Consider the following 11,416-nt stretch of genomic DNA (forward strand, 5'->3'; position numbering starts at 1 on the left):
CGGTTCCCGGCTCCCTCGCGCCCTCTGCGCGTCCCGACGCTCCCGGGCCGCCCGGCCGGCCCGTCGACTCCGCCGCCCCCGCGGCCTCCGCCACCACCGGTGGAATGGCGGGACTGTCGCTCCCCTATCAGGTCGCGGCCGCCGTGGCGCTCGCGCTGATAGCGGCCCTCGCCTGCGTCCACCTGGCCATGGTGTTTCTGCACGTAGCCCCCTCCAACACCGTGACCAAGCAGCACGGCGAAGTGGTGGACGGCTGGGTGTATCCGGAGTTCGAGCAGAACTGGAAGCTGTTCGCCCCCAATCCGCTCCAGCAGAACATCGCGGTACAGGCCCGGGCCCAGTACACCGCCCGGGACGGCAGCCGCCGCACCAGCGAATGGATCGACCTGTCCGCGCAGGACGGGCGGCACATCCGCCACAACCTCCTCCCGAGCCACCTCCAGCAGAACCAGCTCCGCCGCGCATGGGACTTCTACGCCGGCTCGCACAACAGCGAGAACGAACCCGACGGACTGCGTGGCCGACTCTCTGAGGGCTACATGCGCCGCATCGTGATGCTCCGCCTCGACCGCTACGATTTCGGCGGCCCCGTCGAGCGCGTCCAGCTCCGTGCGTCGACCAGGGCCATCAAGGCCCCGGACTGGAGCGACGAGAAGACCGACACCCGGCCCGCCCACCGCGAACTGCCGTGGTGGACCGTCACCGCCGCGGACCTCCCGGGCGGGGTCGGCGACGACAGGACAGAGGCGGCCCGGTGAAGCAGGTCCAGGACCGCAAGGTCGCCCGCGCCGTCCAACTCGTCACCTCCACGGCCCTCGGGCCGTACCAGAGTGCCGTCGTCCGGATCGGCTTCGCGGCGACCTGGCTGCTGTTCCTGCTGCGCGAGCTGCCCCACCGGCACGAGCTCTACGGACCGGACGGTGCCTGGAGCTGGGAGATGGGCCGGGAGCTGGTCGCCGGCAACAACGCGTTCACCGTGCTCCTGTGGTCGGACAGCGCGCTGTGGTTCGAGTTCGTTTACGGCCTCTGTGTGCTGTCCAGCCTGCTGATGGTACTGGGCTGGCATACCCGCGCGGTGTCGGTGCTCTTCATGGTCGGCGTCCTGTCGCTGCAGAATCGCTCGATCTTCGTGGGGGACGGTGGCGACAACGTCATCCACCTCATGGCCGTCTACCTGGTGCTGACGCGCTGCGCGCAGGTCTGGTCCCTGGACGCCCGGCGGGCGGCACGCAGGCGCGGCCCGGAGCGGACCGGCCCTGGACCCACAGGCACCGAACCCACAGGCACCGAACCCAGGGGCCCCGAACCCACGGACCCCGAACTCGCGCCCCCCGAACGGACAGGATCAGGATCCGAACGGTCCGGCTCCGACCTGGCGGGGCCCGTCCTCTGGGCGGTGCTCGGCGCGGCGCTCTTCGCGGGCACCCTTGTGGGAAGGGTCGGCGGAGACGCGTGGATCCTCGTCCTGTTCTGGGGGGTGTGGGCTGCCCAGGGCCTGTGGTGGGCGGTGAACCGCTTCGCGCCCGACGGCCAGCCGCGCACCCTGCTCGACGTCCTGGCGAACCTGACCCACAACGCCGCACTTGCCGTGATCATGGCCGAGGTCTGTCTGATCTATGCGACCGCCGGCTGGTACAAGATCCAGGGGTCGCGCTGGCAGGACGGCACCGCGCTGTACTACCCGCTCAAGCTGGACTACTTCACCCCCTGGCCGGAGATCTCGGGGATCCTGGCCTCCGGCGGGGTGATGGTCATGCTGCTGACCTACGGCACCGTCATCGTGCAGGTCGCGTTCCCCTTCACGCTGTTCAACCGGCGGGTCAAGAACATCCTGCTGGTGGTGATGATGCTCGAGCACGCGGCCATCGCGGTGCTCCTCGGACTGCCCTTCTTCTCGCTGGCGATGATCGCGGCCGATGCCGTGTTCCTGCCGACGGGCTTCCTGGTCGCCCTGGGAGCCGTGGTGACCCGCGGGTTCTACCGCATGCTGGACGGAAAGGACGCTGCTCCTTCGCCCCAGGTGGAACAGGGGAGCGACGAGCAGCCCCGTACGCTCGTCGGGTGAGCACCACCCAAGAACCGCTTCAGGAAGAACCGCTTCAGTACGACGAGGGGTACGCCCCCGAGGTCGGCGTCGGCCCGCACCCGCTGCCCTGGCCCGAGGACGAGCGGTACGACCGGGAACTGCTGGCCCGGGGCGACCGGCGGAACGTCGTGGACGGCTACCGGTACTGGACGCGCGAGGCGATCGTCGCCGACCTGGACACGCGCAGGCACGGCTTCCACGTGGCCGTGGAGAACTGGGGCCATGACTTCAACATCGGCTCGGTGGTGCGCACGGCCAACGCGTTCCTGGCGAAGGAGATCCACATCGTCGGACGCCGCCGCTGGAACCGGCGCGGCGCCATGGTCACCGACAGGTACCAGCATGTGCGGCACCACCCGGACACGGTCTCGCTCACCGAGTGGGCCGCCGCGGAGGAGCTGCCCATCATCGGGATCGACAACCTGCCGGGGGCCGTGCCCCTCGAACGGACCGAGCTGCCGCGCCGCTGCGTGCTTCTCTTCGGACAGGAGGGCCCCGGGCTCACCGACGAGGCCCGCAAGCACGCCTCCATGGTCTGTTCGATCGCCCAGTTCGGTTCGACACGGTCGATCAACGCGGGCGCGGCAGCGGCCATCGCGATGCACGCGTGGGTGCAGCGGTACGCGGACGTACCGGCGCCGGGCGCCTGACCAGGACGTCCAGCGGCCTGCCCGGGCGTTCCTCGCGGGCCGCGACCCCGGACGCCATGTTCCTGGCGATCGGCACCCCGGAGCAGATCGCCGAGGTGCTCCGCCGCGGCCTGTGAGGCTGGCTGTGGAGCCCGCCGGCGAGTCCTGTGAGGCCGGTTCCTGAGCGGGTGCGGGTGGCGCGGGCCCGTACCCGCCCGGCCCCGCGCCACCCGCACCCGCCTCGTCCCGACAGCCAGACCGTCAGGCCTGGCGGCGGACCTCCACCACACGGAAGCGGTTGGAGACGAAGGCGCCGTCGCACAGCGCCGCGTTCGCCGCGGGGTTGCCGCCGGAGCCGTGGAAGTCGGAGAACGCGGCCGTCTGGTTGACGTACACCCCGCCGGTCAGGTTCAGCGAGAGCTGCGCCGACTCCTCCAGGCAGACCTCCTCGATCGCCCGCTCCGTCTCCTCGGAGGTGGTGTAGGCCCCCACCGTCATCGCGCCCTTGTCCCGGACCGTGCGGCGCAGCAGCTCCAGCGCGTCGGCCGTGGAGTCGACGGCCACCACGAAGGACACCGGGCCGAAGCACTCGGAGAGGTACGCCGGCTCGGAGTCCGCGGAGTCCCAGTGCTTGCGGGCGCCGTCGAGCTTCACCATGACCGGGGTCCGCACCGTCGCGCCGGGGAAGTCCGGGTTGACGACCTCGCGGGACTCCAGCGCGACCTCGCCCAGCTCGGACGCGGCCTCCAGCCGTGCCTTCACGTCGGGGTTGACCAGGGCTCCCAGCAGGGCGTTCGCCCGGGCGTCGTCGCCGAGCAGGCCGCCCACGGCGGCGGCCAGGTCCGCGGCCACCTCGTCGTAGCTCTTGGGGCCGGACTCGGTGGTGATGCCGTCCCGGGGGATCAGCACGTTCTGCGGGGTGGTGCACATCTGGCCGCTGTACAGGGAGAGCGAGAAGGCCAGGTTGGACAGCATGCCCTTGTAGTCGTCGGTGGAGTCGACCACGACCGTGTTGACGCCGGCCTTCTCCGTGTACACCTGCGCCTGGCGGGCGTTGGCCTCCAGCCAGTCGCCGAAGGCGGAGGAACCCGTGTAGTCGATGATCTTGATCTCGGGTCGTGTCGCCAGCGTCTTCGCGACGCCCTCGCCCGGGCGCTCGGCGGCGAGGCAGACCAGGTTCGGGTCGAAGCCGGCCTCGGTGAGCACCTCGCGGGCAACCTTCACCGTGAGGGCCAGCGGGAGCACGGCGCGGGGGTGCGGCTTCACGAGGACCGGGTTGCCCGTCGCCAGGGAGGCGAAGAGCCCCGGGTATCCGTTCCACGTCGGGAAGGTGTTGCAGCCGATGACCAGCGCGATGCCGCGGCCAGCGGTGGTGAACGTCTTCCGGAGCTCCAGCGGGTCGCGCTTGCCCTGCGGCTTCGACCAGTCGGCGGCGGCGGGGGTGCGGGTCTGCTCGGCATACGCGTACGCCACGGCCTCCATGCCGCGGTCCTGGGCGTGCGGGCCGCCTGCCTGGAACGCCATCAGGAACGCCTGCCCGCTGGTGTGCATCACCGCGTGCGCGAACTCATGGGTGCGGGCGTTGATCCGGGCCAGGATCTCCAGGCAGACCAGCGCGCGCGTCTCCGGGCCTGCCTCGCGCCAGGCGCCCATGCCGGCGCGCATCGCCGGCAGCAGCACGTCCAGGTCCGGGTGCGGATACTCGATCCCCAGCTCCGGCCCGTACGGAGAGATCTCGCCGCCGGTCCAGCCGTCGGTGCCCGGCTGGTCCAGGTCGAAGCGGGAGCCGCGCAACGCCTGGAAGGCCGCCAGGCCGTCGGCGGGCGCGCTCTCGCCGTACGCCTTGGGGTGCTCCGGGTGGGGGGACCAGTAAGCGCGCGTGCGGATCGCATCGAGGGCCTGGTCGAGCGTGGGCCGGTGGGTCTCGGTCAGCTGCATGCGGACCAACTCCTCGTCGAGCTGGGCAGGGGAGGATGACAGAGTTAGAGTAACCGAACGATCGGTCGGTACAAGGGGGCCTGTCGAACCTGTGGACAACTCATCCGGGAGGATCGCCTCCATGACCGTCTTCGACTCCACGACCGCGATCGACGTGAGCCGTACCGTCGCCGTCGTCGGCACCGGAACCATGGGACAGGGGATCGCGCAGGTCGCCCTCGTCGCAGGCCATCCCGTACGCCTCCACGACGCCGCTCCCGGACGGGCCGAGGAGGCCGCGGCGGCGATCGTCGCGCGCCTCGACCGGCTCGTGGAGAAGGGACGGATGGCTCCCGCGGCCCGTGACGCCGCCCGCGGCAGGCTCCACCCGGCCGCCGGCCTCCCGGAGCTCGCCGACGCGGCCCTCGTCGTCGAGGCCGTGCTCGAACAGCTTCCGGTCAAGCAGGAGCTCTTCACGGAGCTGGAGAAGATCGTCGCCGACGACTGCCTGCTCGCCACCAACACCTCCTCCCTGTCCGTGACGGCCGTCGCGGGAGCCCTGCGCAACCCGGGCCGCTTCGTCGGCCTGCACTTCTTCAACCCGGCCCCGATCCTGCCGCTCGTCGAGGTCGTCAGCGGCCACGCCACCGAAGAGGAAGCGGCCGCACGGGCCCACGCGACCGCCCTGGCCTGGGGAAAGACGCCGGTGCGCTGTGCCGACACCCCCGGCTTCATCGTCAACCGCGTCGCACGCCCGTTCTACGCGGAGGCGTTCGCCGTCCATGAGGAGCGCGGCGCCGACCCCGCCACCATCGACGCGGTCCTGCGGGAGTCCGGCGGGTTCCGGATGGGGGCCTTCGAGCTGACCGATCTGATCGGCCAGGACGTCAACGAGGCGGTCACGCGTTCCGTCTGGGACTCGTTCTTCCACCACCCGAAGTTCACGCCGTCGCTGGCCCAGCGCCGGCTCGTCGAGTCCGGCCGGCACGGCCGTAAGTCCGGTCACGGCTGGTTCTCCTACGAGGACGGCGCCGACAGCCCCCGGCCGCGGACACAGCCGCCCGCCGCCGCCCCCGCGACCGTGGTCGTCCAGGGCGACCTCGGGCCGGCCGAGCCCCTGGTCGGCATGATCGAGCGAGCCGGGATCACCGTCCACCGAGAGGAGGGCGGCGGCTGCATCGCACTGCCGGGCGGTGTGGAGCTCGGGCTGGTGGACGGCGAGACCTCGTTCGAGTTCGGCGACGGAATCGTCTACTTCGATCTCGCCCTCGACTACGAGAAGGCGACCCGGATCGCACTGTCGGCGTCCGACAGCACCCTCAGGACCATGCCCGAAGCGGTCGACGAGGCCGTCGGACTCTTCCAGGCGCTCGACAAGGACGTCTCACTGATCGGCGACGTACCGGGCATGATCGTCGCCCGCACGGTGGCGATGCTGGCGGACTTCGCGGCGGACGCGGTCGACCGCGGGGTGGCCTCGGCCGAGGACGTGGACACCGCGATGAAGCTCGGCGTCAACTACCCGGCCGGCCCCCTGGAATGGGGCGAGCGGCTGGGCTTCGGTTGGGTGTGCGAGCTGCTGGAGACGCTGCACAAGCGGTACCCCACCGGCCGGTACGCGCCCTCCCTGGCCACCGCTCGCCGTGCGTACGCCGACGACGGGGCGGAGAGCCGATGACCACGGTCAGGCGCGACACCTACACGCCGGAGACGCTGTTGACGGTCGCCGTGCGGATATTCAACGAGCGCGGCTACGACGGGACCTCCATGGAGCATCTGTCGAAGGCGGCCGGGATCTCCAAGTCCTCGATCTACCACCATGTGACGGGCAAGGAGGAGCTGCTGCGCCGGGCCGTCAGCCGGGCACTGGACTCCTTGTTCGCCGTCCTCGACGAGAGCGGCGCACAGCGCGGCCGCGCCATTGAGCGGGTGGAGTACGTCACGCGGCGCACGGTCGAGGTGCTGATGGCCGAGCTGCCCTATGTGACGCTGCTGCTGAGGGTGCGGGGCAACACGAAGACCGAGCGGTGGGCGCTGGAGCGGCGCCGTGAGTTCGACCAGCGTGTCGCGGACCTGATGAAGGCGGCGGCCGCGGACGGCGATCTCCGGGCCGACGTCGACATCCGGCTGGCGACGCGGCTGCTCTTCGGCATGGTGAACTCGCTGGTCGAGTGGTACCGCCCGCAGCCGGGCGGCAGCCACGACGGCGACCAGCTGGCCGAGACCGTGGTGCGGCTCGCTTTCGACGGGCTGCGTACGGCCCCCTGACCGGGCTGTCCGCGACCGGGCTGTCCGCGCCGACAGACCCGGCGGCTCCTGGAGCGGTCCGGCCGGGGCGGGCTCGGCGTACGGCCGGGCCCGTGCTCCGGACGGGCAGGCCGGCCCCGCGGCCGGTCAGGGCGTCTCCGTGTCCGGACCCGTACCGGGGCCGGAGGTCTGTCCCGTCGCGTGATCGAGGTCCGTCTCCTCGAACACCAGCAGCGTCCGGGTCGACAGCACTTCCGGGATGGACTGCAGTTTGGTCAGGACGAGTTCGCGCAGCGTCCGGTTGTCGGGCGTGTGCACCAGCAGCAGCACGTCGAAGTCTCCGCTGACCAGCGCGATATGAGCGGCGCCGGGCAGCGCCTGCAGCTGTTCCCGCACCGTCCGCCAGGAGTTCTGCACGATCTTGAGCGTGATGTAGGCGGAGGCCCCCTGGCCCGCCCGCTCGTGGTCCACCCGGGCGCTGAATCCCCGGATCACGCCGTCGTCGATCAGCCGGTTGATCCGTGCGTACGCGTTGGCACGGGACACGTGCACCCGCTCGGCGACCGAGCGTATGGAGGCGCGCCCGTCCGCCTGGAGCATGCGGAGGATGTCGCGGTCTATCGGGTCCAGCGGGCGAGGCAGCGGCGGCCGTCCCGCGCGGTCCCCGCCGTCGGCCATTTGTTCAGTTGCCACGTCCCCCCGCCTTCCTAGCATGGACGACCTGTCTCCATCTCAAGCTGTGGAGAACCGTTTGTCCACAGGCTGCCCGTGCCTGTAGCCAAAATGCGTCCTCGACCGAACAATCGGTAGGTGAGCACGCCACACCCACGCGTCCTCGACCCGTTTTCTCGTCACCGTTTCTTCATCGTTCGTCGTCGCTCCCACGAGGAGGTGCTCGCGTTGAGAAAGAGCAGCATGACGGTCCAGGAGCTGCCCGGTTCCGCTGCCGTCTACCGGCCCACACCGCCGCCCGCGTGGCAGCCCCGCACCGATCCCGCGCCGCTGCTCCCCGACCCGGAGCCGTACCGCGTGCTCGGCACCGAGGCCGCCGCCTCCGCCGACCCCGAGCTGCTGCTCCGGCTCTACGCGGAGCTGGTGCGCGGCCGGCGGTACAACACGCAGGCCACCGCTCTCACCAAGCAGGGCCGGCTCGCCGTGTACCCGTCGAGCACAGGTCAGGAGGCGTGCGAGGTGGGCGCCGCCCTGGCGCTGGAGGAGCGGGACTGGCTCTTCCCGAGCTACCGCGACACCCTCGCGGCCGTGGCACGCGGCCTGGACCCCGTTCAGGCGCTGACCCTGCTGCGCGGCGACTGGCACACCGGCTACGACCCGCACGAGCACCGCGTCGCGCCGCTGTGCACCCCGCTGGCCACCCAACTGCCCCATGCCGTGGGCCTGGCGCACGCCGCCCGCCTCAAGGGCGACGACGTCGTGGCGCTGGCCATGATCGGCGACGGCGGCACCAGCGAGGGCGACTTCCACGAGGCGCTGAACTTCGCCGCCGTGTGGAACGCGCCGGTGGTCTTCCTCGTACAGAACAACGGCTTCGCGATCTCCGTCCCGCTGGCCAAGCAGACCGCAGCGCCGTCCCTGGCCCACAAGGCCGTCGGTTACGGGATGCCCGGCCGGCTCGTCGACGGCAACGACGCGGTCGCGGTCCACGAGGTCCTCGGCGACGCCGTGGCCCGGGCCCGCCGCGGCGGCGGCCCCACCCTGATCGAGGCGGTCACCTACCGCATGGACGCCCATACGAACGCGGACGACGCCACCCGGTACCGCGCGGACAGCGAGGTCGAGACCTGGCGCGCGCACGACCCGATCGAGCTGCTGGAGCGGGAGCTGACGCGGCGGGGCCTGCTCGACGACGAGGCCAGGCAGGCCGCCACCCGGGCGGCGGAGACGATGGCGGCGGATCTGCGCGAGCGGATGAACGCCGACCCCGTCCTCGACCCCATGGATCTGTTCGAGCACGTGTACGCCCGGCAGACCGCGCAGCTGCGTGAGCAGGCGGCGCAGCTGCGGGCAGAGCTGGACGCTGAGGAAGAGGCGCGATGACCACGGCCGCGGTGAAGCCCGCAACCATGGCCCAGGCCCTGCAGCGCGCGATGCGCGACGCCATGGCCGAGGACCCGACCGTCCATGTCATGGGCGAGGACGTCGGCACGCTCGGCGGCGTCTTCAGGGTCACGGACGGGCTCGCCAAGGAGTTCGGCGAGGACCGCTGCACGGACACCCCGCTGGCCGAGGCGGGCATTCTCGGCACTGCCGTCGGCATGGCGATGTACGGACTGCGGCCGGTCGTGGAGATGCAGTTCGATGCGTTCGCCTACCCGGCGTTCGAGCAGCTGATCAGCCACGTCGCCCGGATGCGCAACCGCACCAGGGGCGGCATGGCCATGCCGATCACCGTGCGGGTGCCCTACGGCGGCGGGATCGGTGGGGTGGAGCACCACAGCGACTCCTCCGAGGCGTACTACATGGCGACCCCGGGGCTGCACGTCGTCACGCCCGCCACGGTCGAGGACGCGTACGGCCTGCTGCGGGCCGCCATCGCCTCCGACGACCCGGTCGTCTTCCTCGAGCCCAAGCGGCTGTACTGGTCCAAGTCCCAGTGGTCCCCCGAGGCGCCCGCCGCGGTGGAGCCGATCGGCCGGGCCGTGGTGCGCCGCCCCGGGCGCAGCGCCACCCTCATCACCTACGGCCCTTCCGTGCCGGTGTGCATGGAGGCGGCACAGGCGGCCGAGGCGGAGGGCTGGGACCTGGAGGTCGTCGACCTGCGCTCCCTGGTGCCGTTCGACGACGAGACGGTCTGCGCGTCGGTCCGGCGCACCGGGCGTGCGATTGTCGTGCACGAGTCCACCGGCTTCGGCGGTCCCGGAGGCGAGATCGCCGCGCGGATGACCGAGCGCTGCTTCCACCACCTGGAGGCGCCGGTGCTCCGGGTCGCCGGTTTCGACATCCCGTACCCGCCGCCGATGCTCGAGCGGCATCATCTGCCGGGAGTGGACCGTGTGCTGGACGCGGTGGCGCGACTGCAGTGGGAGGCGGAAGGCTGATGGCTCAGGTGCTGGAATTCAAGCTTCCCGATCTCGGCGAAGGACTGACCGAGGCCGAGATCGTCCGCTGGCTGGTCTCGGTCGGTGACGTGGTCGCGATCGACCAGCCCGTGGTCGAGGTCGAGACGGCCAAGGCCATGGTGGAGGTCCCCTGCCCCTACGGCGGTGTGGTGACCGCCCGCTTCGGCGAGGAGGGCACGGAACTGCCCGTCGGCGCACCGCTCATCACGGTCGCGGTCGGTGCGGTCGAGGCGCCCGGGACGGGCACGTCCGCCTCGGGCGGCGGCGCGGCGCCCGCGCAGCCGGACGCCTCCGCGTCCTCCGGCGGCTCCGCCGAGTCGTCGGGCAACGTCCTGGTCGGTTACGGAACCGGCGCCCCCGCGGCGCGACGGCGTCGTATCCGCCCGACGCCGGTCGCGCCGACGCCCACCGCGTCGGCCTCCGCCTCCGGAGTCTCCGGCGCGACCAGGGCCTCCGGAGGTTCTACGGCTCCGGTGACCGCTGCCAACGGCAGCCGCGCCGCCGCACCGGCTTCCGCCCGCGGCGCCTCGGCCGGCGCGCAGAACGGTCCCGTGGCCGTCATCTCCCCGCTCGTCCGCAAGCTCGCACGCGAGCACGGCGTGGACCTGCGGACACTCACCGGCTCGGGCCCCGACGGCCTGATCCTCCGGGCCGACGTCGAACGGGCCCTGCGGGCTCCCGAGACGCCGACCACCGCTGTGCCCGCCGCGCCGGCCGTAGCGGCCCACGCGCAGGCCGAGCGCGTCCCGCTGCGCGGGGTGCGCGGAGCGGTGGCCGACAAGCTGTCCCGCAGCCGCCGTGAGATCCCGGACGCCACCTGCTGGGTCGACGCCGACGCGACCGAACTGATGGCCGCGAGGGCGGCGATGAACGCCGCGGGCGGGCCGAAGATCTCGCTGCTCGCGCTGCTCGCCCGGATCTGCACCGCCGCGCTCGACCGCCACCCGGAGCTCAATTCCACGGTGGACATGGAAGCCCGGGAGATCGTGCGGCTGCCGGCAGTGCACCTCGGCTTCGCCGCCCAGACCGACCGCGGACTGGTCGTTCCCGTCGTGAAGGACGCCCACAACCGGTCGGCGGAGTCGCTGACCGCGGAGTTCGCCAGGCTCACGGAGGCGGCCCGCCAAGGGACGCTCACCCCGGCGGATCTGACGGGCGGCACGTTCACGCTGAACAACTACGGGGTGTTCGGCGTCGACGGCTCCACGCCGATCATCAACCACCCCGAGGCAGCGATGCTCGGCGTCGGCCGGATCATTCCCAAGCCGTGGGTGCACCGGGGAGAACTGGCCGTCCGGCAGGTCGTCCAGCTCTCGCTCACCTTCGACCACCGGGTGTGCGACGGCGGCACCGCGGGAGGCTTCCTGAGGTACGTGGCCGACTGTGTGGAGAACCCTTCGGTGCTGCTTCGCACTCTGTAGGGAGCCGGCTGCCGAGCACCGGCCGAGAGACCGAAGAGC

General features: G+C 71.7%; 11 protein-coding genes. 9 read left to right on the forward strand and 2 right to left on the reverse strand.

Translation table 11 applies throughout. The features are described 5' to 3' along the window. Positions 1–104 precede the first annotated feature (104 nt). The 4 genes from ACFYOP_RS16630 to ACFYOP_RS16645 are packed head-to-tail and all read left to right on the forward strand — an operon-like array spanning position 105 to position 2,852. Entirely contained in the window at positions 105–758 is a 654-nt protein-coding gene (locus ACFYOP_RS16630; RefSeq protein WP_388451795.1) for a DUF5819 family protein, read from the forward strand. Beyond that, positions 755–2,065 carry an HTTM domain-containing protein gene (locus tag ACFYOP_RS16635; protein WP_356898043.1) on the forward strand — a complete coding sequence of 437 codons (1,311 nt, stop codon included), beginning with the start codon at positions 755–757 and terminating at the stop codon, positions 2,063–2,065. The genes ACFYOP_RS16630 and ACFYOP_RS16635 overlap by 4 nt, the downstream gene beginning before the upstream one ends. Next, entirely contained in the window at positions 2,062–2,736 is a 675-nt protein-coding gene (locus ACFYOP_RS16640) for a TrmH family RNA methyltransferase (RefSeq protein ID WP_356898044.1), read from the forward strand. Before ACFYOP_RS16635 ends, ACFYOP_RS16640 begins: the two co-directional genes overlap by 4 nt. Next, positions 2,694–2,852: a hypothetical protein gene (locus ACFYOP_RS16645; protein ID WP_356898045.1), complete on the forward strand. Its 159-nt coding sequence runs from the start codon at positions 2,694–2,696 to the stop codon at positions 2,850–2,852. The genes ACFYOP_RS16640 and ACFYOP_RS16645 overlap by 43 nt, the downstream gene beginning before the upstream one ends. Before the next feature lie 124 nt (positions 2,853–2,976). Here ACFYOP_RS16645 and paaN read toward each other — a convergent pair whose 3' ends face one another. After that, entirely contained in the window at positions 2,977–4,653 is a 1,677-nt protein-coding gene (gene paaN, locus ACFYOP_RS16650; RefSeq protein ID WP_356898046.1) for a phenylacetic acid degradation protein PaaN, read from the reverse strand. Positions 4,654–4,774: 121 nt separating this feature from the next. On the opposite strand from paaN, the gene ACFYOP_RS16655 reads away from it, so the two are divergent. Next, positions 4,775–6,310, forward strand: coding sequence for a 3-hydroxyacyl-CoA dehydrogenase (locus ACFYOP_RS16655; protein WP_356898047.1), 1,536 nt, complete (start codon positions 4,775–4,777; stop codon positions 6,308–6,310). Then, positions 6,307–6,900, forward strand: a complete 594-nt coding sequence (locus tag ACFYOP_RS16660) for a TetR/AcrR family transcriptional regulator (protein ID WP_356898048.1) — start codon at positions 6,307–6,309, stop codon at positions 6,898–6,900. Before ACFYOP_RS16655 ends, ACFYOP_RS16660 begins: the two co-directional genes overlap by 4 nt. Positions 6,901–7,026: 126 nt before the next feature. Here ACFYOP_RS16660 and ACFYOP_RS16665 read toward each other — a convergent pair whose 3' ends face one another. Further along, positions 7,027–7,557 carry an Lrp/AsnC family transcriptional regulator gene (locus ACFYOP_RS16665; protein ID WP_356898083.1) on the reverse strand — a complete coding sequence of 177 codons (531 nt, stop codon included), beginning with the start codon at positions 7,555–7,557 and terminating at the stop codon, positions 7,027–7,029. Positions 7,558–7,794: 237 nt separating this feature from the next. Between ACFYOP_RS16665 and pdhA the strand changes: the two genes are divergently transcribed. The 3 genes from pdhA to ACFYOP_RS16680 are packed head-to-tail and all read left to right on the forward strand — an operon-like array spanning position 7,795 to position 11,377. Continuing rightward, positions 7,795–8,934, forward strand: a complete 1,140-nt coding sequence (pdhA, locus tag ACFYOP_RS16670; protein ID WP_356898084.1) for a pyruvate dehydrogenase (acetyl-transferring) E1 component subunit alpha — start codon at positions 7,795–7,797, stop codon at positions 8,932–8,934. Continuing rightward, positions 8,931–9,935: an alpha-ketoacid dehydrogenase subunit beta gene (locus tag ACFYOP_RS16675; protein ID WP_356898049.1), complete on the forward strand. Its 1,005-nt coding sequence runs from the start codon at positions 8,931–8,933 to the stop codon at positions 9,933–9,935. Before pdhA ends, ACFYOP_RS16675 begins: the two co-directional genes overlap by 4 nt. Continuing rightward, entirely contained in the window at positions 9,935–11,377 is a 1,443-nt protein-coding gene (locus ACFYOP_RS16680; protein WP_356898050.1) for a dihydrolipoamide acetyltransferase family protein, read from the forward strand. The genes ACFYOP_RS16675 and ACFYOP_RS16680 overlap by 1 nt, the downstream gene beginning before the upstream one ends. Positions 11,378–11,416: the final 39 nt, after the last annotated feature.

The sequence above is a fragment of the Streptomyces sp. NPDC006294 genome (genome assembly GCF_042870895.1).
GTDB lineage: Bacteria > Actinomycetota > Actinomycetes > Streptomycetales > Streptomycetaceae > Streptomyces.

What these genes read in the sequence shown, in the direction of transcription:
- ACFYOP_RS16665 (WP_356898083.1), bottom strand. Translation starts at nt 7,557, where the DNA reads ATGGCCGACGGCGGGGACCGCGCGGGACGGCCGCCGCTGCCTCGCCCG.
- ACFYOP_RS16630 (WP_388451795.1), top strand. Translation starts at nt 105, where the DNA reads ATGGCGGGACTGTCGCTCCCCTATCAGGTCGCGGCCGCCGTGGCGCTC.
- paaN (WP_356898046.1), bottom strand. Translation starts at nt 4,653, where the DNA reads ATGCAGCTGACCGAGACCCACCGGCCCACGCTCGACCAGGCCCTCGAT.
- ACFYOP_RS16660 (WP_356898048.1), top strand. Translation starts at nt 6,307, where the DNA reads ATGACCACGGTCAGGCGCGACACCTACACGCCGGAGACGCTGTTGACG.
- ACFYOP_RS16655 (WP_356898047.1), top strand. Translation starts at nt 4,775, where the DNA reads ATGACCGTCTTCGACTCCACGACCGCGATCGACGTGAGCCGTACCGTC.
- ACFYOP_RS16675 (WP_356898049.1), top strand. Translation starts at nt 8,931, where the DNA reads ATGACCACGGCCGCGGTGAAGCCCGCAACCATGGCCCAGGCCCTGCAG.
- pdhA (WP_356898084.1), top strand. Translation starts at nt 7,795, where the DNA reads ATGACGGTCCAGGAGCTGCCCGGTTCCGCTGCCGTCTACCGGCCCACA.
- ACFYOP_RS16680 (WP_356898050.1), top strand. Translation starts at nt 9,935, where the DNA reads ATGGCTCAGGTGCTGGAATTCAAGCTTCCCGATCTCGGCGAAGGACTG.